The 25,067-nt window shown below is 40.7% G+C and carries 20 protein-coding genes; 12 read left to right on the top strand and 8 right to left on the bottom strand.

Features of this window, described 5'->3' with window-relative positions:
- Positions 1 to 39 precede the first annotated feature (39 nt).
- The 7 genes from prpB (at position 40) to I6F50_RS05645 (ending at position 12,554) form a co-directional block, all read left to right on the top strand.
- Positions 40 to 918 carry a methylisocitrate lyase gene (prpB, locus tag I6F50_RS05675; RefSeq protein WP_166421428.1) on the top strand — a complete coding sequence of 293 codons (879 nt, stop codon included), beginning with the start codon at positions 40 to 42 and terminating at the stop codon, positions 916 to 918.
- Between the two features lie 35 nt (positions 919 to 953).
- On the top strand, positions 954 to 2,078 hold the full coding sequence (prpC, locus tag I6F50_RS05670; RefSeq protein WP_197175524.1) for a 2-methylcitrate synthase: 1,125 nt from the start codon (positions 954 to 956) through the stop codon (positions 2,076 to 2,078).
- A 129-nt stretch (positions 2,079 to 2,207) separates the two neighbouring features.
- The gene (gene acnD / locus I6F50_RS05665; RefSeq protein WP_197175522.1) at positions 2,208 to 4,817 is read left to right on the top strand and encodes a Fe/S-dependent 2-methylisocitrate dehydratase AcnD; all 2,610 of its coding nucleotides are present in this window, start codon (positions 2,208 to 2,210) and stop codon (positions 4,815 to 4,817) included.
- An 11-nt stretch (positions 4,818 to 4,828) separates the two neighbouring features.
- Entirely contained in the window at positions 4,829 to 5,995 is a 1,167-nt protein-coding gene (gene prpF, locus I6F50_RS05660; protein ID WP_197175520.1) for a 2-methylaconitate cis-trans isomerase PrpF, read from the top strand.
- Positions 5,996 to 6,477: 482 nt separating this feature from the next.
- Positions 6,478 to 9,510: a hypothetical protein gene (locus I6F50_RS05655; RefSeq protein ID WP_197175519.1), complete on the top strand. Its 3,033-nt coding sequence runs from the start codon at positions 6,478 to 6,480 to the stop codon at positions 9,508 to 9,510.
- A gap of 62 nt (positions 9,511 to 9,572) precedes the next feature.
- A complete protein-coding gene (locus I6F50_RS05650; RefSeq protein ID WP_024607186.1) occupies positions 9,573 to 10,664 on the top strand; it encodes a hypothetical protein in 1,092 nt (363 codons plus the stop codon).
- Positions 10,665 to 10,673: 9 nt separating this feature from the next.
- On the top strand, positions 10,674 to 12,554 hold the full coding sequence (locus tag I6F50_RS05645; RefSeq protein WP_197175518.1) for a hypothetical protein: 1,881 nt from the start codon (positions 10,674 to 10,676) through the stop codon (positions 12,552 to 12,554).
- 78 nt (positions 12,555 to 12,632) lie between these two features.
- On the opposite strand, the gene I6F50_RS05640 is transcribed toward I6F50_RS05645, so the two are convergent.
- On the bottom strand, positions 12,633 to 13,274 hold the full coding sequence (locus tag I6F50_RS05640; RefSeq protein WP_165727361.1) for a CPBP family intramembrane glutamic endopeptidase: 642 nt from the start codon (positions 13,272 to 13,274) through the stop codon (positions 12,633 to 12,635).
- An 89-nt stretch (positions 13,275 to 13,363) separates the two neighbouring features.
- Positions 13,364 to 13,939, bottom strand: a complete 576-nt coding sequence (locus tag I6F50_RS05635; RefSeq protein ID WP_165726114.1) for an inner membrane-spanning protein YciB — start codon at positions 13,937 to 13,939, stop codon at positions 13,364 to 13,366.
- A gap of 191 nt (positions 13,940 to 14,130) precedes the next feature.
- Here I6F50_RS05635 and I6F50_RS05630 point away from each other — a divergent pair, with 191 nt between their 5' ends.
- On the top strand, positions 14,131 to 14,400 hold the full coding sequence (locus I6F50_RS05630; protein ID WP_007375441.1) for an HU family DNA-binding protein: 270 nt from the start codon (positions 14,131 to 14,133) through the stop codon (positions 14,398 to 14,400).
- Between the two features lie 464 nt (positions 14,401 to 14,864).
- A complete protein-coding gene (locus tag I6F50_RS05625) occupies positions 14,865 to 15,443 on the top strand; it encodes a type 1 glutamine amidotransferase domain-containing protein (protein ID WP_007582489.1) in 579 nt (192 codons plus the stop codon).
- A gap of 123 nt (positions 15,444 to 15,566) precedes the next feature.
- Here I6F50_RS05625 and trpA read toward each other — a convergent pair whose 3' ends face one another.
- The 6 genes from trpA to I6F50_RS05595 are packed head-to-tail and all read right to left on the bottom strand — an operon-like array spanning position 15,567 to position 22,155.
- Positions 15,567 to 16,388, bottom strand: a complete 822-nt coding sequence (trpA, locus tag I6F50_RS05620; RefSeq protein WP_024590411.1) for a tryptophan synthase subunit alpha — start codon at positions 16,386 to 16,388, stop codon at positions 15,567 to 15,569.
- A complete protein-coding gene (gene trpB, locus I6F50_RS05615; RefSeq protein ID WP_010554212.1) occupies positions 16,385 to 17,569 on the bottom strand; it encodes a tryptophan synthase subunit beta in 1,185 nt (394 codons plus the stop codon). Before trpB ends, trpA begins: the two co-directional genes overlap by 4 nt.
- 7 nt (positions 17,570 to 17,576) lie before the next feature.
- The gene (trpCF, locus tag I6F50_RS05610; RefSeq protein ID WP_165727363.1) at positions 17,577 to 18,941 is read right to left on the bottom strand and encodes a bifunctional indole-3-glycerol-phosphate synthase TrpC/phosphoribosylanthranilate isomerase TrpF; all 1,365 of its coding nucleotides are present in this window, start codon (positions 18,939 to 18,941) and stop codon (positions 17,577 to 17,579) included.
- Entirely contained in the window at positions 18,934 to 19,971 is a 1,038-nt protein-coding gene (trpD, locus tag I6F50_RS05605) for an anthranilate phosphoribosyltransferase (protein ID WP_007582496.1), read from the bottom strand. Before trpD ends, trpCF begins: the two co-directional genes overlap by 8 nt.
- Positions 19,972 to 19,982: 11 nt before the next feature.
- Complete coding sequence (locus I6F50_RS05600; RefSeq protein ID WP_007582498.1) at positions 19,983 to 20,585, bottom strand: aminodeoxychorismate/anthranilate synthase component II; 603 nt, start codon at positions 20,583 to 20,585, stop codon at positions 19,983 to 19,985.
- Between the two features lies 1 nt (position 20,586).
- Positions 20,587 to 22,155, bottom strand: coding sequence for an anthranilate synthase component 1 (locus tag I6F50_RS05595; protein WP_024590416.1), 1,569 nt, complete (start codon positions 22,153 to 22,155; stop codon positions 20,587 to 20,589).
- Between the two features lie 464 nt (positions 22,156 to 22,619).
- Here I6F50_RS05595 and I6F50_RS05590 point away from each other — a divergent pair, with 464 nt between their 5' ends.
- The 3 genes from I6F50_RS05590 to I6F50_RS05580 are packed head-to-tail and all read left to right on the top strand — an operon-like array spanning position 22,620 to position 24,934.
- Entirely contained in the window at positions 22,620 to 23,474 is an 855-nt protein-coding gene (locus tag I6F50_RS05590; protein ID WP_024590417.1) for a PHP domain-containing protein, read from the top strand.
- Positions 23,471 to 24,091 (top strand): L-threonylcarbamoyladenylate synthase, encoded by a 621-nt coding sequence (locus I6F50_RS05585; protein WP_024590418.1) that lies wholly within the window; start codon positions 23,471 to 23,473, stop codon positions 24,089 to 24,091. The genes I6F50_RS05590 and I6F50_RS05585 overlap by 4 nt, the downstream gene beginning before the upstream one ends.
- Positions 24,092 to 24,097: 6 nt before the next feature.
- Positions 24,098 to 24,934 carry a ScpA family protein gene (locus tag I6F50_RS05580; protein ID WP_010554218.1) on the top strand — a complete coding sequence of 279 codons (837 nt, stop codon included), beginning with the start codon at positions 24,098 to 24,100 and terminating at the stop codon, positions 24,932 to 24,934.
- Positions 24,935 to 25,067 lie beyond the last annotated feature (133 nt).

Raw genomic sequence — 25,067 nt, 5'->3', positions numbered from 1 at the left:
TTACTCCACGTAGCAACCGTTCAAAGTGAGGAGAAAGTAATGTCAGCAGGATTGAAATTTAAACAGGCTATTGCCAATAACCGCCCGTTACAAGTTGTAGGCACTATTAACGCATACACAGCGATGATGGCAGAAAAGATGGGCCATCAAGCTATTTACCTCTCAGGTGCCGGTGTTGCAAACGCCTCTTTTGGTATGCCTGATTTAGGTATGACAAGCCTTGATAACGTGCTTGAAGATATTCGCCGTATTACAGGTGCTAGCGATTTACCACTACTTGTGGATGCTGACACCGGTTGGGGTGGCGCGTTTAATATTGCACGCACAGTAAAAGAAATGACTAAAGCTGGTGCAGCGGGTTTTCATATAGAAGACCAAGTAGCGCAAAAGCGCTGTGGCCATCGGCCTAATAAAGAAATTGTAAGCCAAGGTGAAATGGTTGACCGTATTAAAGCGGCGGTTGATGCAAAAACCGATAGCGATTTTTACATTATGGCGCGTACCGATGCATTTCAAAAAGAAGGTTTAAATGCCGCTATTGACCGTGCAGCTGCCTGTGTTGAAGCTGGCGCTGACGCTATTTTTGCTGAAGCCGTACACGACCTTGCTGATTACCAAGCATTTGCAAAAGCAATTAATGTTCCAATTTTGGCAAACATTACTGAGTTTGGCCAAACACCTATCTACACTAAAGAGCAGTTAAGTGACGTAGGTGTTGAAATGGTGCTTTACCCACTAAGTGCATTTAGAGCCATGAACAAAGCAGCACTCAACGTGTATTCAGCAATTTTAAATGAAGGCTCGCAACAAAGCCAAATTGAAAATATGCAAACGCGTTCAGAGCTTTACGACTTTTTAGATTACCACACGTACGAGAACACACTCGACACACTTTTTTCATCAAAATCTGACAAATAATAAAATCACACACAAATTTAAGATAGGAGAAAATCATGGTAGATAAAGCATTAGGCGGCGCGGGTTTACGCGGACAAGTGGCTGGTCAAACAGCATTGTGTACTGTAGGGCAAAGTGGTTCTGGTTTAACATATTGTGGTTACGATATTAGCGAACTTGCCGAAAAAGCGCAGTTTGAAGAAGTGTCTTTTTTACTTTCACGCGGTGAGTTACCTACAACAAGCGAATTGGCTGAGTATAAAGCTAAACTTAAAAGCTTACGCGGCTTACCAGATGCGCTTAAAACCGTGCTTGAAAATATCCCAAAAGACGCGCATCCAATGGATGTAATGCGCACAGGCTGCTCAATGTTGGGTAACCTTGAAACGGAGCTTGATTTTAGCCAAGCTAATGATGCAATCGACCGTATGGTAGCTGTGTTCCCAAGTATTATTTGTTACTGGTACCGCTTTACACACGATGGTGTACGCATTGAGACACAAACAGACGATGACTCTGTCGGTGCACACTTTTTAACGCTATTACACGATAAAGCCCCAAGCGAGTTATTTGCACAAGTGATGAACGTATCACTAATTTTATACGCAGAGCACGAGTTTAACGCCTCTACCTTTACGGGTCGTGTGTGTGCGTCAACGCTCTCTGATATTCATTCTTGTGTAACTGGCGCGATTGGTACGTTGCGTGGCCCACTTCATGGTGGTGCTAACGAAGCAGCTATGGATATGATTCAAGGTTTTACAAGCGCAGAGCATGCCGAGCAAGAAGTTATGGGTATGCTTGAACGTAAAGACAAAATTATGGGCTTTGGCCATGCGATTTATCGCGAATCGGACCCACGTAATGTAATTATTAAAAAGTGGTCTGAAAAGCTAGCTGATGAAGTTGGCGACACAGTACTTTACCCTGTATCTGTTCGTTGTGAAGAGATTATGTGGCGAGAGAAAAAATTGTTTTGTAATGCCGATTTTTTCCATGCATCTGCTTATCACTTTATGGATATTCCGACTAAGTTATTTACGCCAATATTTGTAATGAGCCGTGTTACGGGTTGGACTGCGCATGTAAAAGAGCAACGCGCTAACAACCGTATTATTCGCCCAAGTGCCGATTACACAGGGCCTGATGCACGTAGTTACACACCAATAGAGTCACGTTAAAAAATGGGTGAGCACGTATGTGCTCACTTTTTTATTGCACATAGCCACTAGCGAGCAGTTTTTCTCAAACTTTTCATTAAACACGCTAGCTGTGAGCAAACACCGTCACCAAATTAGCGAACCCTTACCATGACCATAATTAATAACACCCAATACCGTAAACCCTTACCGGGCTCAAATGTCGACTACTACGATACCCAAGAAGCCGTAGATGCAATTAAGCCAGGTGCATACGCCACGCTACCTTATTCATCACGTGTATTTGCCGAAAACCTAGTACGCCGATGCGACCCTGCCATGTTAACCGATGCACTTAATCAGCTAATTGAGCGCAAGCAAGATTTAGATTTCCCTTGGTATCCGGCGCGCGTAGTATGCCACGATATTTTAGGCCAAACGGCACTTGTTGATTTAGCAGGGCTTCGTGATGCAATTGCAGCTAAAGGCGGCGATCCGGCAAAAGTGAATCCGGTAGTTCCTACGCAGTTAATAGTTGATCATTCGTTAGCGGTAGAGCATGCCGGTTTTGATCCTGACGCATTTGAAAAAAATCGCGCCATTGAAGACAGACGAAATGACGACCGTTTTCACTTTATAAATTGGACAAAAACTGCCTTTAAAAATATTGACGTTATTCCACCGGGTAACGGCATTATGCATCAAATTAATCTTGAAAAAATGTCGCCGGTTATTCAAAACCGAGATGGCATTGCATTTCCAGATACTTTAGTTGGTACCGACAGCCACACACCACATGTTGATGCACTGGGCGTTATTGCCGTGGGCGTAGGTGGGCTTGAAGCTGAAAGCGTAATGCTGGGCCGTGCTTCTTATATTCGCTTGCCCGATATTGTCGGTGTTGAGCTAACAGGTAAGCGCCAACCAGGTATTACCGCAACCGATATTGTGTTGGCCATTACTGAATTTTTACGTGAGCAACGTGTTGTATCTACTTATTTAGAGTTTTACGGTGAAGGTGCCGACGCGCTTACACTTGGCGACAGAGCAACCATTTCAAACATGACACCTGAATTTGGCGCAACTGCAGCCATGTTTTATATCGATGATAAAACAATAGATTACTTGCGTTTAACAGGTCGCGAAGAAGAACAAATTGCCCTTGTAGAAAACTACGCAAAAACAGCAGGCCTTTGGAGCGATAGCTTAAAAACCGCAAAGTATGAGCGTGTACTTAAGTTTGATTTATCAAGCGTGGGGCGCAATATTGCAGGTCCATCTAATCCACACCGCCGAGTATCAACAAGCGATTTAGCTAAAGAAGGTATTTCGGGTGTTGTTGAAAATGAAGAAGGCTTAATGCCAGACGGCGCATGTATTATTGCCGCGATTACTAGTTGTACCAATACCAGTAACCCACGTAATGTAATTGCCGCTGCACTCCTTGCCCGTAACGCAAATGCTAAGGGTTTAATGCGCAAACCTTGGGTTAAAACCTCATTAGCACCGGGCTCAAAAGCGGTGCAATCGTACCTTGAAGATGCAAACCTATTAACAGAGCTTGAGCAACTTGGCTTTGGCATTGTTGGTTTTGCGTGTACTACCTGTAATGGTATGAGCGGGGCGCTTGACCCTATTATTCAAAAAGAAGTAATCGATCGCGATTTATACACTACAGCGGTGCTTTCGGGCAATCGTAACTTTGATGGACGAATTCACCCTTATGCTAAGCAAGCATTTTTAGCGTCACCTCCTTTAGTTGTTGCGTACGCCATTGCAGGTACTATTCGCTTTGATATTGAAAAAGGAATACTAGGGCAAGATCAACAAGGCAACGATATTACGCTTAAAGATTTATGGCCATCTGACGAAGAGATTGATGCGGTTATTAAGCAAAGCGTTAAGCCAGAGCAGTTTAGAAAAGTGTACGAGCCGATGTTTAATTTAACCGTAGATTACGGTGAAGATAACGACCCACTTTACAACTGGCGCCCAGAAAGTACGTATATTCGTCGCCCTCCTTATTGGGAAGGTGCACTTGCGGGTGAGCGCACAATGACCGGTATGCGTGCGCTTGCAGTACTTGGCGACAACATTACAACCGATCACCTATCTCCTTCGAACGCGATTATGGCAAGCAGTGCCGCTGGCGAATACCTAACTAAAATGAACGTACCAGAGGAAGATTACAATTCGTATGCAACGCACCGAGGCGATCATTTAACAGCGCAGCGCGCAACATTTGCAAACCCAAAACTACTTAATGAAATGGTACTTGACGAAAACGGCGCAGTTAAACAAGGTTCTTACGCACGGTTAGAGCCACAAGGTACTAATACCCGTATGTGGGAAGCAATCGAAGCCTACATGGAGCGTAAGCAACCGCTTATTATTGTAGCTGGTGCCGATTACGGGCAAGGTTCGTCGCGCGATTGGGCTGCAAAAGGCGTAAGACTTGCAGGCGTTGAAGTAATAGCAGCTGAAGGTTTTGAGCGTATTCACCGTACTAACCTAATTGGTATGGGTGTTTTACCGCTTGAGTTTAAAGCAGGCACAACGCGTAAAACTCTAAAGCTGGATGGCAGTGAAACGTACGATGTAGCGGGCGATTTAAAACCAGGTGCCACCGTTAATTTAAGTATTACCCGTAAAGATGGTGAAGTACTCACTGTGCCTATGAAGTGCCGTATTGATACGCAAGAAGAGCTTTCTATTTACGCGGCTGGTGGTGTGTTACAACGCTTTGCACAAGACTTTTTAGAAGCAACGCAATCTGCATAAGGGCAAGCATTATGTTTAAACCGCAAATTAAAGTGCCTGCAACCTATATGCGTGGCGGCACCAGTAAAGGTGTGTTTTTTAATTTAACTGACTTGCCAAAGCCTGCTCAAGTAGCAGGCGAGGCGCGCGATAATTTATTACTGCGCGTTATTGGCAGCCCCGATCCGTATGCTAAGCAAACGGATGGCATGGGCGGTGCTACATCAAGTACCAGTAAAACCGTAATCTTAAGTAAAAGTGAGCAAACTGACCACGATGTTGATTACTTGTTTGGTCAAGTGGCGATAGATAAACCTTTTGTAGATTGGAGCGGTAACTGCGGCAACTTAACGTCAGCAGTGGGTGCTTTTGCCATTAGTAATGGTTTGGTCGATAAAAGCAGAGTACCTAATAACGGTGTTGCTATCGTGCGTGTGTGGCAGGCTAATATTAAAAAAAGCATATTAGTGCATGTCCCTATGACAAATGGCGAAGTTCAAGAAACCGGCGACTTTGAGCTCGATGGCGTTACATTTGCAGCAGCTGAAGTAAAACTTGAATTTATTGACCCTGCTGATGGCGATGGCGCGTTATTTCCAACAGGTAACGTAGTTGATGACTTAGAGGTTCCAGGTGTTGGTACTTTAAAAGCAACAATGATAAATGCAGGTATTCCTACCATATTTATTAACGCCACTGATATTGGTTATACCGGCACAGAGCTGCAAGACGATATAAATAACGATGTTGCAGCGCTTAAAAAGCTTGAAACCATTCGTGCTTATGGCGCTGTTAAAATGGGTTTAATTACTAACATTAGTGAAGCGCAAGCTCGCCAACATACGCCAAAGGTTGCGTTTGTTGCATCGCCTTTAGATTACAAAGCGTCTAGCGGAAAGCTTATTGAAGCTACAAACATTAACTTATTAGTACGCGCTATGTCGATGGGTAAACTGCACCATGCCATGATGGGCACAGCTGCTGTTGCTATTGGCACGGCTGCAGCAATCGAAGGCACACTCGTAAATATAGCCGCTGGTGGAGGCGCATTGAGTGAAGTTAACTTTGGTCATCCGTCGGGCACGCTAAAAGTAGGTGCTGAGGCTAAAAATAATGCTGGCAACTGGCTAGTTACCAAAGCAAGTATGAGCCGAAGTGCACGGGTATTAATGGAAGGGGTTGTAAGAGTCCCTCAGTAATTACTAAACATTTACTTTAGGTAAGTAAACAAGTTTTATAAACGTTTGCTTAGCTAAAGTAAAACCTACTAACATTCGTTATAAACAATCCTTTTTCATTAATTTTTCGAATTATCCTCTTTTTTAGCTCTCATCCATCGCATTTACTTGAAGAATATAATTAACAAACTAGATTGTATGTAATATTCATTTAATAAAGTGAATATATTGTATCAATATGTGCTGGTTCTTTATGAGTGTCTATAGGTTATTGAATAATAGAGATGCTGATAAAGAAGTAGCTCATAGAATAAAGATAAATACTTCTATAAAACGTATAAATATGTAGCATAACTATATAGCTTAATGGTATTTTTAATGTTCTGGTAACAAAGGTTATGATTGTGTACTTTTTTAATGCTTTTTAAACATAAAAGCTTACACAAGCCACTATCAACTAAACTAATTTCTGATACTCATTCCAGGCTATCAAGGAGAAATAAATGGTAAAGCGTACGATCAAATTTACACCTATTGCAGCTTCAGTTGCACTTACATTAGGCTTAACAGCATGTGGTTCGGACAATGACAGAAACATTCCTGTTACACCTGTAGAATCTTTTACTGCAACAGGTGATGCACAGTTCAACATTGAAGTTACTGGTAAAGCAGTTAAAGGTTCAATGAAAAGTGCAGTAGTAACTGTAATGACTTTAGATGCATCTGGTCAAAGCGTTCCTGTTGCGTTTCGCTCAGCTGCTTCAGCAGAAGCAGAGTCTTTTTCTGAAGAAGCACTATCACAAAGTGCTGCTGATGCTGCAGTAGAAGCAAGTAAAATTGCTGCTAACCCTGAAGTATTAACTGATGAAAGCGGCCGTTACAGCATCTACTTAGATGATGACTTTACTGGACCAGTTTACATTACTGTTAAAACGTCTGCAGAAGGCGATGATAGCTTTTTACGTTGTGATGCTTACGTAGGTTGTGGCGATTACGATGTAGCGCCAGAAGAAGATGACGTAAATGATGGCGATACTGCGATTGAGTTTGGCGAATGGTACAAAACTGACCTAGAGCTTTCAGTTGTTAAATTTGTTCCAGCTGTTGAAGCAGATACATCTGGAGTAAGTGGTGCAGCTGGCGATCTTAATGTAGAAGCTTCTTATAAGGCTAATGTTACTTTCTTAACATCGTTAGTGGCGGCTCTTCTTCTTGACTCAGGTTCAAGTGTAGATGAAGACGCAATTGCTAAAGCAAGCTTAGATACTGTTGTACAAGTAATGGGTCAAGACGCTGCACTTTTACTTTCAGCTATTATTGGTGATTTATCTAACGGCGGCGCTGTAGATTTAAGTGATGTTGATGGCGAAGAAGAGCTTTCTGACGGTATTTTAGCAATTGCACAGCTTTCATCTTCAATTCAAGGTTTACCTTCAATTGGTGATGTAATGAGCAGCATTAAAGCTGGTATTAAATCAGGCCAGTTTAAAGGTAATACTGATGCTGGTATTGCTGCAATAGCTACAATGTTACAAACAGCTATTACAAACACTGCAAACATTTTTGTTGCTATAGCAACGGGCGATGAAACAGCAATTGAAGACGCTTTAAAAGCGGCATTCACTGCTAACAACCCTAGCGCAACACAGGCACAAATTGATGCGTTTTCCGCTAATTCAGTAGGTATTGCCAAAAAAGCAAAAGCTGCTAAAGATAAAGCTGTTAAAAATGGTGCAGCAACTGATGCTGGTCTTGCAGCCGCTGCAGTGAAAATTAAAAAAGCACTAGAAGTAATTGGTTGTACTGGCGCAGAATGTACAGTTGGAGATGACTTTTATACAGCTCTAGCAGCTGCTTTAACAGTAGAAGTTACTGCTTCTCAAACTGCACTTACTGCATTAGAAATGAGTATTGAAACAGCTCAAAGCTCACTTGCAGATGTTCAAGCAATGGGTGGCGATGCTCTTACAGCTGATAACGCAGCTGCATTTGTAAGCGCTGTTACATTACTGAAAAATGAAGCTGCTACAGCTGGTTTAACAGCTAAAGCGGGTTCTATTTTTGTTAAATCACAAGGCTATGTAACTGCAGCAAAAGCGTTAGTTACTCAAAGCTCTGATTACCAACAAGTTCTTGATTCTGCAACATCGTTGCAAACAGATGCATCTGTTGCTGTAACTGACACCGCTGCATACGACGCGGCACTAGCTGCACTAGTAGCTGAAGCTGAAGCAGCGATTACAGAGTTTGATGTGGCTCTTGCTGCTGCAAAACTAGTTGCTGAAGACACTGCAGACGTTGCTGATGAGAAAAAATCAGTAGCAGACACAGCTGAAGCGGCTTCTACTAGCGCACTTGCTAACGCAGAAAATGCAATGGTAGATACAGCTGCAAACGCAACAGAAGCTCTTGAGCTTGCAATGACTGCCGTTACTGCTGCGTCTGATTTTGCTGCTGCTGTTGATGCACTTGAAATTGCTATTGAGCAAGCACTTGTTGCTGCTAATGCCTACCTAGAACTTGAAGGCGAAGGCGCACAAGCAATGATTGATGCGCTTACAGCTATGCAAACAGCTGCTGTAGCTCAAGGTGAACTAGCTAGCGAGCAATTTGTAACAGCTTATAATCTACAGCTTGCTGCTGAAACTGCAGTTGCAAAACTTGAAGTACTAACTTCTGTTAAAGCTACATCAGAGTCATTATCGACTATGACTGTGCTTACAGGCACTGGTGCTGATGCAGTTGCTGATGCAGCAGACATTCTTGCAGACGTAATTGATGAATTAGCTGAAATGGGTAATAACTCAGGTACAGGCACATCAACTCGCAATGCAGATTGGGATTATACTTACAGCTTAGATGATCTTACGCTAATGCTTAGCAATGCTACTACAGGTGAGATGATTAATGCAGCGGCTTCTTATGAAGGCGACAAGCTTGTTGTTGCTTGGGGCGCTACATTAAAAGGTGAGAATGACGTATCTGTTGAGCTTGTTACTGCTGCTACACAAACACAAGCACTTACAGATTGTGTTGATTTTGCAGCCGGTACAATTGATGCTACTCAAATCGATTCATGTTTAGTATTTACTTTTGATGGCGCAGTAACTGCTGACAATGTAGATGATGCAGAAATCATAATGACTGAAACGGCTAACCATGTTGAAATCATGGATGGTGATTCTGGCTTCACTGGTATGTTAAGTATTACAGCTGATGATGCAACAGATTCAGGCTCTATTACATTAGAGGGTGTTTCTGGTGATGTAGACTTTAAAGTAATGACTACATACCTTGACAGCGACATGGAAGAAGCAAGTGCTTTAACTATTACAGTAAATAATGCAATGGGTTACACGTTGTCTATTACTGGTAATGAAAGTGCAGGTTACACTGGTGACGTTATGGCTATGTACAATGAGATGATGATGTCTTTTGGTACTGCAGCTAAAACAACAAACGGTCTTTCAATTACTTACATTGATGGTGACGTAGTTGATTACACTGATGTTGATTTAATTGATTCATCTAAGTAATATTTAAACTATAAAAGGGGAAAGCAGCGCTTTTCCCTTTTTTTATAGAAAGCGATTAAATTATGAAAAAAAAAATTCTCTTGTTAGGATTTTCAACAGCTTTTATTTCTCCTCTTGCTTCCGCAGATAACCAATTTCAAATTTTTACCCACTTTGACGCAGAAATTTATACAGAAGCACAACCAGTACAAGCTTTTGTAGATGATTTTGATGCTCCATTAAAATCTGGTGACAGTGCATTTACCTATAATATATTTGAAGTAGGTGTTGGCTACGGTAATTTTAAGGTAGGTTTACAAAGTCGTTACGACTATGTCCTTAACTTTGATCCTGATACAGCCAAATATACTCATACCGAAAAAAATGATCTAGAGTTTGAAGATAGATTTTATACTTATTACCTCGATGCTAAACAAGCAACGTCTAACGGTGTATTCGTATCTTATGATTTTAAATTTTTAGATAAAAATGCATTAACAATAACACCTAAACTTTCTGTTTTTGCCAGCTCACACTATCAAGATGCCACTGTAAATGGTGAAATTTATAGTGATGAAGTTGAAGGCGCTGTAACTGTCGATTACAACTTTTCAAAAGACATATTATTTAAAAAGTTTTCACCTTCACAAAAACCTGAAGGGCTTGGCTATAGCCTCGATATTTTTGCTGATTGGCAAGTAAATGATGAGCTTCAAGTTGGTTTTAGCGTAAAAGATTTGCTCTATAAAACAGAGTACGAAGACAGCGGCTCTGTAAAGGGTCAAACTACTGAAATCCCATTTAGCGAAGATGACAACGGCGATATTATTACTCAGCCAACAGTTTCATTAAAAACATCTGCATTTGGAAATACGGTATCTCATGATTTAGAAATGGAAATGCGACTACAAGCATTTGCCGATTACAGAATAAACGACCGATTTTCGACTCAGTTAACTTTAAAACGTTACGACAAAGACACGTTCAGCCAATTAAAAGGCCGTATACACTTTTGGGATCATTGGAAAGTACAGGCAGGCTACGAGACAAAAAGTGAAGCATTTTTAGTTGGTATAGAAAACGAGTATTTTGGTCTTAATTTACAAACTGATAGTCTAGATTTAGATAAAGCCTATTATGCTAATGTGAATTGGTACGTGAACATTAAGTTTTAAGGAATGAAGATGTTAAAACAAATTATACCTTTAGGGGTAGCTATTGCATTAGTAGGTTGTGGTTCTTCATCAGACAGTGACAGTTCAGAATCTGTTGCAGTGAGTGAGGTTGCTACATCTTCTTCTGTGAGTTTTTATGTATCTAATTGGCAATCACCACAGGGCACGCTTAATGTTTTAGATAGCGATGGTGTGGTGCAAGAATCAATTGAAGTTGAAAACATCAATACTGCGAGTGTAAGTGTAACTCCACTTACTTTTAATAGTTTTGAGTTTATACCGAGTGATACTGCTCTACCTTGTCCGCGCTTTACAGGTTGTGGCAGAACAGTCCGTGGTGATGTAAATGACTTAAACGCAAACCGTTTAATAGACTACCAAGAATTGACAGCCGTTACTCTTAATTACAAAGCGGATGCATTTAGTGCGCCGGGTGTAAATACGGTTTATTTATCGCCATTGAGTAAAGCAATTACAGATGAAGGCTTTAGTGCTACGCAAGCTAGTTTATCAGCCACGCCTTTTTATCATTTAACGCACAGCAATTTAAATGCAAGTGTTGAAGCAGAAATGGTTACTAATGCATTTACTTACGCGGCAATTTTAGCTGGTGTTGCTGATAGTTCGTTTAGTGTTGAAAGTGCTTTTAATGCATTTACTAACTTAGAGACTGACCAGCAAGCATGGCAAGATTATAGCGATTTAGCAGCGCAGTATGTTACAGATAATTTATTTAGCGACCAAGGTAATGCTTTGCTGCAAAATGTAGCTGGTCAAGTTAAGCAAACAATTGCAAGTGTAACTACATTTACAAATTGGCAGGCTCGCTCAGCAGAAGTGCAAAGCTTAGATTCAAGAGAGTTACTTGTTGATACACGAAATATTATAGGTGCTGCAAGACTTCAAGAAAAAAGCTATTCAGATGAATTAGACGTAAAATTTGCTGAGCTTGAAGGTGCGTTTGATGAAGACACACAAAGAACACTTGATGCACTTACTAATGCTTTAAACGAAGTTATTACAAATTATTCACCACTAGCTGATGGCTCTACACCATCAGGACAATATAAACTTCGTGACTTAGATATTGATTACAGCCAATCACCTTATACTTGGGCTATAACTGGCACATATGATGATTTACCTATAACAATTGATTTATCAATTCCAACATTTAGAGTAAGTGGTGTATTAGGTAATAAAATTGAAGGTGTAATGAGCGCAACAGTCACAAATGGTGCTACGGTTTTAAGTGTAGATGTAAGTGAGTTGCTAATTCAGTTTGATGGTATAGATGCTCAAAGTGAATTAAATCTAGAAGCCGACACAGGTATTACACAGGTAACTACCAATGTAATTATCAATAAAGCCGCTGGTAAACTTGAAGGTGACTTATCACTAAACTTAAATCGCTTTGTTAATTCATTAGGTGAAGAGTCTACGACGTTATCTACTTTTGATTTTAATGGTGATTACGTAAGTGACATTCAAGACACTGCATTTCATATCACTGCAGTAGAGGCTTCGCCTTTTATTGGTGAAGATAATGACGATTTAGCATTTACTTTTGAATTAGATTTTCCGTTGAGTGGTGCAAGCGATTTTAAGTTTGCTTACGTGGGCGATGTTGAAAACTTATCAGAACTTACCTCTACAGATATATTTGTTAGCATAAAAAACCGTGCGTTAGATTTACGTATTCGTGATGTTAGTGGCAACATTAATCTAATAGCGAAAGGCGAAAATGGACGTTGGTTAGATGTAAAGCAAAAGGGCCGTAATTACAGTGGCGGTTTATATTTTGGTGATACTAAACTAGCTGATGTTACTGCAGTACGTGGTATTCCTGGTGTTTTATTTCCAAATGGTGAGTTTGAATCGTTATTTTAACCATTAGTTAAGTAGTTTTAGAAATATTCAAAATCCGATATTAGTTTTCTAGTATCGGATTTTTTAATGCTTGTTATATTAGTTAAATGCGCCTGAATCAAGGTAGCTGCCGATCCCGAGTGTAAACATCCATATCCCCCATAAACTATGCTCAATAACACACACGACGGTTGAGCGGCTTTGTGCATAGGTATAAGCAAACAGTAAGCCACCTAAAAAGGCTAAGGCTACTGCAATCCAATTTGCATACACAATATGCGCCAACGCAAATACACTCGCACTAACTACAATACGCACTGCTTTTTTGGGCATGATGCGTTTATAACGATGAAAAAAATACGTTCTGAATATTAACTCTTGAGGAATAACCGACAGTATTGGGTAGAGTAGCAACAGTAAAAGCCAATCATTAAACGAGTTGCGGGGAAGGGTAAACCAGTTGCCCTGATGAATAATCCCGTAAAACATACCTGAGAACAGTGCACCTAAAAAAAAGAAGCTAAACACACGTTTTTTAACAGCAGAAAATTGCCCAAGGCTTGTAAGCCTAAAACGTTTAAAGTGGGGATCGCCCAGTAGCAACATACAACACACGCTCATTAAAATAATAAGCGCAGGAATAAGCCAGTTAGCTAAATACTCGCGTAATACAAAACCCAATAAGGGTAGTAACACAAAAATGAGGGTAAATTCAAACCAGCGATATTGATTGGCGTTCAAGGTCGTCTCAACTTGTTTTTTTAATAAGCTATCAAGCTAAGACGACATTTTTATGACGAGATTAGTAATCTACAAAGTGATCTATAAAATTATTTTGCAGGTTCTTCTTCACTAGGGAGGTATTTGTACAAGGCAATAATAGTGGCAAAAATACTCACAAAGGTAATACCCATTAAACCAAACACTTTAAAATTAACCCAAAAGTCGAGCGAGAAATTATATGCAATATAAATGTTTAGTGCTGCGATGCCAGCAGTTATAGCAACCCACATTAGGTTAAGCTTATCCCATAATGGTTCTGGGACTACAATGGCTTGTTTTGTATCATTAGCATTTTCGAGGATTGAGCTAAGCGCTTTTTTAACGAGATTTTTCTTAAGTACATAACGGCTAACAAGTAACGTTAAGCTTAAACCTGCGTATATGAGTGTTGCTTTCCATTTTATGTATTGCTCATCATGAAGTACCAGCGTTAACGTACCAAACACGGCAGCAATGCCAAAAAATATCCACTGACGAGTTGGCACAGAGCCATGTTTAAAGTAGCTATAAGCAACTTGAATGAGTGTAGTTGCCATTAATAAACCGGTAGCCCAGTAAATATCGACTAGCTTAAAAACTGCAAAAAACAGTATGAGTGGGATGTATTCAATTAATGCGTGCATAGCTTACCTAAATTATACAAAAAAGAGTCAAAGGCTTTTTACCACATAAAGCTTAACAACTACAAGGTTGACTTGTTGCCCTGTAACCCTTAGCCTGCGTGGCTTTATTGCCAATTTGGTTTGGTATTTTTTATATCATCATATTCCCACGCTTAACCAACACTGATTTGGCGTGTATTTAGGAGCCTAAAATGAATAAAGCAGAACTCGTTGCTGCCATTGCACACAAAAGTGAATTAACAAAAAAAGATTCTCAAGCGGCGCTTTCAAGCTTGCAAAAAGTAATTACTAAATCGCTTTCTGAGGGTGATCAGGTTCAAATAAATGGCTTTGGTACGTTTGCACTAAGTTATTACCCAGCGCGTACTGGACGTAACCCGCAAACAGGTGCTGCAATTGAAATAGAAGGCGCTAATAAAGCGGTTTTTAAGCCTGCTAAAGCGTTAAAAGATCTACTTTAATTCTATTTAAGGTTTTAAACCCCGTATTGATAGATAAGTTACATGAGCGCGAAGTAAATTCGCACCTACGGGTATATGTTGTAGGTGAGGTTTTACACCTCGCGTTTGGTGGCTTTAAATTATATGAGCTGGAAATAAATTCGCACCTATGTAGATTATTCATAATCTCTAAATGATTTACATGGTATTATAAATCCCACTTACATTAAATCCTTTATTTTCAATTGCTTGCCATCGGCATGCATTATGCTGTTTAACTGTGTGTTTCGAACATATTTTTAAATAATACCAGTCCGCTTATATATGGGGTCTATTGAACGTTAAGAAAATTACGCTAGAACTAGGCAAAAATTTTTCGTATTTAGTTGTTCTAAATGAAAGGTTTTTAACGACGTTATAGTGCGATTTAATTCGTTAAATTGCTCAAAGATTTATGCAGGTTGGTATCAAATAAGGAGATCTCAATGAGTACATTACAAACAAGCACGCGTTTACAAGGCAAAAAAATTGCAATTTTAGCCACTGATGGGTTTGAGCAAAGTGAGCTTTTATCTCCACGCAGCGCATTACTTGATGCCGGTGCAAACATCGAAATAGTATCAATTAAAGAAGGCCAAATTACGGGCTGGGATGAAGACAAGTGGGGCGATAAAGTAACAGTAGATAAACTAGTCACAAACGCAGACCCCGCTGATTACGACGCGCTTATGCTACCTGGTGGTTTATTTAACCCAGACAGTTTACGCCAAGATAAAGATGCTAAAGCCTTTATTGATGGCTTTTTTGGCGCAGAAAAAAATAAACCCGTTGCAGCAATTTGCCATGCTCCGTGGTTGTTAGCTGAAATTAATAAACTGCGTGACCGTACCATTACCTCTTTTCCAAGTATTAAAAGTGATTTAATTAATGCAGGTGCCAATTGGGTTGACCAAGAAGTATGTGTAGATAAAGGCTTAGTAACGAGCCGAAGCCCAGCTGATTTAGAAGCATTTAATGCTAAATTTATTGAAGAGATTTTAGAGGGTAAACACCAAGCTCACTAATTTTCTTTTTTAAAACGTTTGGTTATTGATACAGCGTTTGATTTTAAAAAACAAAAAAGGGCATTTTAAATGCCCTTTTTTTAATGCGTATAAAACACGCCCTAGTTAGCTTATAGCGATGGCTTAAAGCGATGTAGCTGCTTTCATATCGGCTACAAATGCTTTTAGTTGCGCGGTCATTGTTGGTAAATCATTAAGGTTAGCTTCAATAATTTTAACCACAGCAGAGCCTGAAATAGCACCGGCTGCACCTGCATTAAGAGCCGCTTTTACATCATCTGGCGTTGAAATGCCAAACCCTAAAAGAGCAGGGGCTGCATGGTATTCTTTTAATTTAGTAACAATATTACCCGCTGGCATTTGTGCTTTAGTATCGGTACCGGTAACACCAGCGCGCGATAGTAAATACGTGTAACCACGACCGTAAGAGGCGCACTGGCGAAGTGTGTCGTCATCTGCATTTGGTGTTGCAATAAAAATTGGGTCTACACCGTTATCCATAGCTGATTTTCTAAACATTTTAGATTCATGTAAAGGCACATCAGCCACTAAAATTGAGTCTACGCCTACCGCTTTTGCATCTTTATAAAATGCTTCTATACCGCGTTTAAACACAAGGTTTGAATACAATAATAAGCCAATTGGAATATCGGCGTTATACTCACGTATTTCTTTAATAATATCAAAGCAATCTTGTGTGTTAATGTGCACATCGAGGGCGCGAATATTAGCTTTTTGAATTACTGGACCATCTGCAATTGGGTCAGAAAACGGAATACCAAGCTCAAGCGCATCTGCTCCGCCGTCAATTAGACTTTTAATAATCGCAATACTTTGCTCTTTACCTGGGTCGCCAATCGTTACAAATGGTACAAAAGCACCTTGTTTTTGCTCGTTAAGCGCTGCAAACATTTTGCCGTAACGATCCGTTTTTACTTGGCTCATAGCTGACCTCTTTCAGTTAGTACATTGTGAACGTGTGCTAAATCTTTATCGCCACGACCACTTAAATTAATCACTATAACACTTTCCTCGGTTAGCTCCTCTGCGTACTTAAGCGCATAAGCTAACGCATGGCTTGATTCAAGCGCCGGAATAATCCCTTCATTTTTAGCAAGCGACTGAAACGCATCAAGCGCTTCTGTATCGGTAATACCCACGTATTGAGCGCGACCAGTTTCGTGTAAAAATGCATGTTGAGGACCAACAGCTGGGTAATCAAGACCCGCTGATACAGAGTAAGACTCTTCAATTTGGCCATCATCATTTTGCATAATGTACGTATAAGTACCGTGCAATATGCCTTTTGTGCCTTTACAAATTGTTGCACCGTGCTCATTTGTATCAAGCCCTTTACCAGCAGGCTCAACACCAATTAATTTAACGCCTGGCTCGTCAATGAAGTCAGTAAACATACCAATTGCGTTTGAACCACCACCAACACAGGCAATAACGGCGTCAGGTAAACGACCTTCTGCTTTAAGTACTTGTTGCTTAGCTTCTTCACCAATAATTTTTTGATACTCGCGTACAATTGTTGGGAATGGGTGAGGACCCGCAGCTGTACCTAGTAGGTAGTGTGCGTCTTGGTAATTTGCTGACCAGTCACGCAGCGCTTCATTTACTGCATCTTTTAATGTGCCAGAACCCGCTGTTACCGGAATAACCTCTGCACCCATTAACTTCATTCTAAATACGTTAGGTTGCTGACGTTCAACGTCTTTTGCACCCATATAAATACGACATTTTAAACCCAGTAGTGCACATGCAAGCGCGGTTGCAACGCCGTGTTGACCGGCACCAGTTTCAGCAATGACTTGTTTTTTACCCATACGCTTAGTAAGTAACGCTTGGCCAAGTACTTGGTTCGTTTTGTGTGCGCCGCCGTGTAATAAGTCTTCACGCTTTAGATACAGTTTTACTTTTGGGTTTTTAACTAAATTGCGCGTTAAAGTAAGTGGGGTAGGACGACCCGCATACTCGTTTAATAATTTACTTAGCTCTGCCTGAAACTCAGGATCTTTTTGTGCTTTGTTAAATTCATTTTCTAACTGCTTAAGCGCAGGGACAAGTAACTCAGGTACAAACATACCGCCAAACTCGCCAAAATAAGCTGGATTTTGCATTTTAACCTCAATAATTTCTGATGCTTGTGAAAGCATTATGTAATTTGTTAGGGCACTTTTTACCCGCAGATTCTTCAACGCCTGAGTTTAAATCAAGGCCTAAGGCACCTTTAAAAAGCGCATCTTTAATATTGTCTGGATTTAAGCCTCCAGCGAGCATAAACGGTGTAGTTGCGCCGCTAAGCACCGACCAATCAAATGCTTTACCTGTACCGCCAGCTTGTGTATCGCTGTGTGTATCGTAAAGGTGTCGATCAACCCCATTTACAGGCGTTGGCAATGCATCTTTTATTGCTTGGGCTTTCCAAATTTCGCAATTAGTTGGTAACTGTGTACGCAAGTCAGCAATGTAATCGTCACTTTCTTGGCCATGTAATTGAACTGCCGCTAATTTTAGCACACTTGCGTATTGAGCAACTTGCTCAATGGGGGCATCTACAAATACACCTACAAAATTAAGCGGAGCACTTTGGCTAAGCTCTCTTGCGCAATCTAAATCAACATAACGCGGCGATTTAGGGTGAAAAATTAAACCACCGTAAACAGCACCGTTTTGATATGCCGCTTGTGCATCTTGGCTACGTGTTAAACCACATACTTTATTGTCGCCTAAAATAACACGGCGACATGCTTGCTCTAAATCACGCTCGCTCATAAGTGAGCTGCCAATTAAAAAGCCATCGCATAGAGGAGCTAAACGTTTTACGTCTTGATGGGTGTAAATACCCGATTCCGAAATAACCACTTTATCTGCTGGGATAAGTTTGCGTAGCTTTTCGGTAGTGGCTAAATCGGTGCTTAAATCGCGTAAATCGCGGTTATTAATACCAATAATTTGTGCATCAAGCGCAAGTGCGCGGTGTACTTCTTCTTCATTACTTACTTCGGTTAACACCGACATATTAAGTGAATCGGCAACAGCATGCAGTGCTTTATAGCTTTCGTCATCGAGTACCGAAAGCATCAGTAATATAGCGTCACCACCATAAATACGTGCCATATACACTTGGTACTCGTCTATAAAAAAGTCTTTACAGATAAGCGGTTGTTCTACTTGGCTGCGAACAAATTCAAGATAGTCAAAGCTGCCTTGAAAATATTTAGCATCAGTTAACACACTCATGCAGGTAGCATATTTTTTATAAACTGAAGTAATTTCAGTTAAATCAAATGGGTTTCTAATTAACCCTTTTGAAGGCGATGCTTTTTTACACTCTAAAATAAACTGAGTGCCAGGTGCTGCAAGTGCTTTATAAAAGCTACGACTTGTAGGCACTGCAAGATGCTTAAAGCTTTCAAGCGGACGTGCAGCTTTTCTCTCAATTAGTTCTAATTTTTTATCAGCAACAATTTTGTCTAATACATTAGCCATTACTTACCTCAATAATTGCACTTAGTGTGTTCATGGCTTGCCCTGAACTTAATAATGTTTGTACTTGTTTTGCTCCTTCTTTTAACGTTTCTGCTTTACCTGTTAGGTATAAAAGGGCAGCTACGTTAACCACAATAGCAGCATTATGTGCATCTGTGCCTTTGCCTTGCAAGATGGCGAGGCTAGCATTTGCGTTGTATTGTGGGCCTTCACCAGCGAGTTGTTCAAGTGAATAGTTTGCAAGGTCGAAGTCGCTTGGGTTTAGTGTGTACTGCGTAATCTCGCCATTATTTAGCTCAACTACCGTTGTTGGGCCGTGTAGGGCTATTTCGTCAGTGCCCGAGCCGTGAACAATCATAGCGCGCTTTGTGCCAAGGGTTTTAAGTGTTTGTGCCATTGGCATACACAACGCTTCGTTATAGACGCCGAGTAATTGCACTTCAGGTGCAGCAGGGTTAGCAAGCGGACCTAAAATATTGAAAATAGTGCGTGTTTTAAGCGATGTTCGTACGCCCATCGCATGGCGTACGCCACTGTGATAGTGTGGTGCAAACAAAAAGGTAAAATTGGTTTGCTCAAGACATTTTGCTGCTTGCTCTGGGCTCATATCTATATTAATGCCCAGGGCTTTGAGTAAATCGGCTGAGCCTGAATTACTCGATACACTGCGATTACCATGTTTTACCATGTTAATACCGGCAGCAGCGGCAACAATTGCAGCCGTTGTACTTATATTAATTGTGTTTGAGCCATCGCCACCAGTGCCACAGCTATCGGCAAGTTGCGTACTGCTGGTAGTAAAAGCAACGGCGTTTTCGCGCATTGAGGCTGCAGCGCCTGCAATCTCGTCGCTTACTTCGCCTTTAATTTTAAGGCTTATAAGTAGGGCGGTTAGCTCAATTTCACTCATATTACCTTGCATTATTTCATCAAACAGCGCTTTGGCGTCTGCGTAGCTTAATGATTGCCCAGTAATTAGTTGCTCAATCGCGTGTTGAACATTTATGGGTTGTTCTGGTTGTGTACTCATAATGTCCTCTTTTATTTAGCGCGTGTTAAGTAAGCGACACTTTGCTGAAGTAGCATTGCGCCGTTTGGCGTTAGTATTGATTCTGGATGAAACTGGTAACCCAATGCGTTGTCATCATGATGATAAATAGCCATAGGGATATCTTCGTATTGGGCAATAACCTCAATATTATCAGGCACCTTTGTTGCCATTAATGAATGGTAACGTGCTACAGGCATTGTATTGCCCATACCATCAAATACAGGATGCTCGCCTAAATTAATAATTGAAGACTTACCATGTACGGTTTCACCCGCGTGACCGATTACTCCGCCATAGCTTTGGGTTAACGCTTGTTGACCCAAACAAATACCCAGCATAGGGAAGTGGCCTTTAGAGAGTTCAATAAGCTCCATTAAACAGCCTGCATCGCTTGGTGTTCCGGGGCCTGGCGAAAGTACTAATAGCACTTGGCCTTGCTCTTGGCGCATTTTGTTAAAAATAACCTCAGCGCTAATGTTGTTTCTGTAAACAACCAGTTCGCAGCCAAGCATCGTTAGCTCATCAACTAAGTTATATGTAAATGAGTCAAAGTTATCTAAAAAATAGATTTTAATAGGATTCGCTTTACTCATTTTATACCGCCTTATACGTAGATTTTATGGCGGTGATAACCGCTTGTGCTTTAGCGCGAGTTTCGTTTGCTTCTGAAATAGGATCTGAGTCAAACACCACACCGGCACCTGCTTGCACATACGCTTTATTATTTTTAACAAAAGCTGAGCGAATAACAATACAGCTATCCATTGCGCCATCACCGGTTAAGTAACCAACTGCGCCGCCATAGCTGCCACGGCGTTTCCCTTCAGTTTGACGAACAAGCTCAGCAGCACGAACCTTTGGTGCACCAACAAGCGTGCCCATGTTCATACATGCTTGGTAAGCGTGCAGTGCATCAAGCTCGGGTTTTAGTGTGCCAACAACGCGTGACACTAAATGCATTACCTGTGAATAACGGTCTACTTTTAATAGCTCTTTGGCAAAACGAGTACCTGCAACACTAATACGTGCTACGTCGTTACGGGCTAAATCGACAAGCATTAAATGCTCGGCGCGCTCTTTTTGATCGTTTCTAAGTTCAAGTTCAATGCGGCTGTCTAGGTCTGGGTTTATTTGCCCATTAGCAAATTTGCCACGTGGGCGAGTGCCAGCAATTGGGTATACTTCAACTTGCTGAGATTGCACTGTGTATTTAAGTGCTGATTCAGGCGATGCGCCAAATAAAGCAAAGTCTTCATCGCGCATATAAAACATATACGGACTTGGGTTTTGCTTTTTAAGCTGGCTATAAGCGTGCAGAGGATCAGGACAAGGTAGTGAAAATGTACGCGACGGCACTACCTGAAAAATATCACCGTCTACAATATTCTTTTTAAGCTTAACCACTTGCTCGCAGTATGTGTCATCGTCTATATCAACGCTTACCTCACATTCGCCACTTTGCATATCCGCACTAAATTCTGAAGCGTTATCGCACAGCGTATTTAAGCGCTCTAGCTCTTTACCTACTTCAAAGCAGTTAGCGTGTACGTCTGGGCCGTTAAATACATTACCAATGAGTTCGGTTGTTTGTTTTTGATGATCAATAACAACTAAGGTTTCGGCTAAATAAAATACGTAATCTGGGCAGGTGTTTTCGCCATCAGGTACATCACTTAACTGCTCAAAGTTTGCTACCATATCGTAGGCAAATACACCGCCTAAAAACAACGAAAATGGATTGTTAGTTGTGCTTTTTATACTGTTAATACAAGTGCGCAGAGCGCTAAATGCGTTATCTGCAATTAGTTTACTCGCTTCGTCAGTATCGCCGCTAGTGTCTAAATAACACAGGGTAAGTGTTGCGCCGTCTAAAGTAGCGTCACAGCTTTTAACATTTGCCTGCAAGTAGCTTAGAAGCTGTTGCCCATTATTAGATTGAGCAGTAATAGTAACTGTTTTACCTTGGCATACAATGCGCAGTGCACAGTCGACTAAAATTAAACTTTTTACACTGTCTTTAGAATCAATCTCAGCCGATTCAAGCAGTAGTGAGTTAGGCTTATCAAGTGCCGCGTATAATGCAAGAGGACTACTAATATAGTCGCGTACTTGCGTAATGCTTGTTACTTCGCCTGGTGTGGTAGTTATATGACTAAAAATCAAACCTCATTCCCTCAAAAAATTAAACCCCGCAATGCTTTAGCAATGCGGGGTTTGAATAACGATATCTAAATTACAAACAGATCATTACCGTCCCGCTATATCAGGCGCCACCACCAACGATGTGTAAGAGTAAGACCGTTATTCATGTTTTTCTGCCTCAAAATTTATTAAATATTTTTAACGTATTCGTTTCGTAAAATTTAGTTATAAAAAAACCCGCATAGTTGCGGGTTTTGAATTTTTGTTAGACACGACAATTCATCACCCGATAATTACGAGTGCCACCACCAAATAGTGTTTAAGTTTGAATTGATCATTATTGTTAATTCTTAATGTGTCTGAAAGTGGCTACAGTAAAACGTATCTTATGCTTTTGTGTCAAGTGTTTATTTAAAACAATTTAGTCAAAAAAGTTGTTATACTTACATAAACACCAGTAACCCTTAATTTTAAGCAGTTTTCTTTTGATAAAATATGATTTACATAGCCATACCACACATTCAGACGGGCGTTTAACGGTTGAAGAATTATTGCATCGCGCTGTTGATAAAAATATTGATGTGTTTGCTATTACCGATCATGACACTGTGGCGGCTATTAAGCCTGCGCAGCAATTTATTAAAACCGAAAACTTACCGCTTTCATTAATAACGGGTACCGAAGTGTCTACCAAATGGGAAAGCTTCGAAATTCATATTGTAGGTTTAAATATTGATATTAATAATATTGACCTTACCTCTTTATTATCAGCTCAGCAGCAAAAGCGAGAAGAGCGTGCACTAGAGATTGGTGTTCGCCTTGCAAAAAATGGCTTTGATGGCATTTACGAGCAAGCTAAAGAGCTGGCAAAAGACGCGCAAATAACGCGTGCACATTTTGCACGCGCCCTTATTGAGCGCGGTGTTGCTAAAAATTTCCCGGGTGTTTTTAAAAAGTACTTAGGGCGTGGCAAAACAGGCTACGTACCAAGTTGCTGGTGCACCATGCAAACCGCTATTGAGGCCATACATGCCGCTGGTGGTGTTGCTGTACTAGCGCATCCAAGTAGCTATCAAATGTCAAACAAGTGGCTACGCAAATTATTAGTAGAATTTAAAAGTGTAGGAGGTGACGCAATGGAAGTTGCACAACCTCAACAGGCGCCAAGCGAACGTCAATTTTTAGGTGAACTCAGCCGTGAGTACGAACTACTTTGCTCGCAAGGGTCTGATTTTCATTTTCCGACAAGCTATTTAGAGCTTGGCAAAAATTTATACCTACCAAAAGATTGCCAAGGTGTTTGGCAAGCTTGGGAAGGAGAAGAAGGGGCATTAACATGAGTCAATTATTTCATATTCATCCTGATAACCCGCAACCGAGACTAATTAGTCAAGCCGTTGATATTATTAAACAAGGCGGCGTTGTTGTTTACCCAACAGATTCGGGCTACGCCATCGGTTGTAACATTGGTAATAAGCAAGCCAAAGAGCGCATAGAGCGTATTCGTGGTATTGAAAAAAACGATAATTTTACGCTAGTTTGCCGTGATTTATCGGAGTTATCTACTTATGCACGCGTAGATAACCAGCTATTTAGACTCATTAAAAATAATACGCCAGGGCCATATACCTTTATTTTTAAAGGCACAAAAGAAGTCCCTAAACGTTTATTAAACGACAAGAAAAAAACTATTGGCATGCGTGTAATTGAGCACCCAATAGCCTGTGCGTTACTTGCCGAACTTGGTGAGCCGTTAATGTCGTGTTCTTTAATTTTACCAGGTGAGCAGTTTACAGAATCAGATCCTGATGAAATATTAGAGCGATTAGATAAACACGTTGATTTAATTATTCACGGTGGCCACTTAGCTGAGCAAGCAACCACGGTAATCGATTTGTCGGAAGATGAAGTCAAGATTTTGCGTGTTGGCTGTGGTGATACAAGCCCATTTGAATAATAAGTAATGAGCGAAAGTACTGCGAATACAAAAAATAGTGAAAAGCCAGTGCAGCAAAAGCTGCCACTGGCTTTTTTGCATGGTAAAGCGGTTGTAGACAAACCAGAAGATTTATACATTCCACCTGACGCGCTCGAAATAATATTAGAAACCTTTGAAGGCCCGCTCGATTTACTGCTCTATTTAATTAAAAAGCATAAGCTTGATGTACTCGAGCTTTCTATTTTTAGTATTACAGAGCAGTACGTAAGTTATGTAGAAATGATGACCGAGTTTCAACTCGAACTTGCTGGCGAATATTTAGTTATGGCTGCGTTACTTGCGCAAATAAAGTCGCGCTTACTACTACCTGTACACGAAGAGCTTGAAGAGGAAGAAGATCCTCGCGCAGAGCTTATTAAACGTTTGCAAGAGTATGAGCTGTTTAAACAAGCCGCCGAAAACCTCGACGATATTCCTCGTGTTGGTCGTGATATTTTTATAGCGCATGCTGCTATGCCAATAAGTGAAGATACAAGTCAAAATCTCCCCGATATTGAACTTAAAGACTTAATGCTGGCGCTGAGTGATGTAATGGCGCGAGCAAAAACGTTTGAGCATCATCAAATTACTGCTGAAGTACTCTCAACCCGAGAGAGAATGAGCCAAATATTACAGCAACTATCGCAAGCAAACTCGGCAGTGGTATTTAATGCGCTTTTTACCCCAAATGAAGGGCGAAGTGGTGTAGTGGTTAGTTTTATAGCTATGCTTGAGCTCATTAAAGAAGGGCTTGTTACCTGTTTGCAAGTAAGCCCTGAGAGCTTAATTTATGTCAGCTTAAGTGAGCAATCCACCTTATAAAATTATCTGTTTCCCCCTCCATTTTTGCAAAACTGACTTTAAATTATAAAGTTCTGTGCGTATACGCACGTAAAGTGTTTGTAAATGTTATTTTCATTTACGGCTGTGCACTATATTGTAACGTCATAGCATT

Origin of the sequence: Pseudoalteromonas sp. NZS127_1 (assembly GCF_015864295.1) — a bacterium.
GTDB lineage: Bacteria > Pseudomonadota > Gammaproteobacteria > Enterobacterales > Alteromonadaceae > Pseudoalteromonas > Pseudoalteromonas arctica.
The sequence above is the reverse complement of the archived record's forward strand: the minus strand, read 5'-3'. Positions and strand labels throughout refer to the sequence as shown.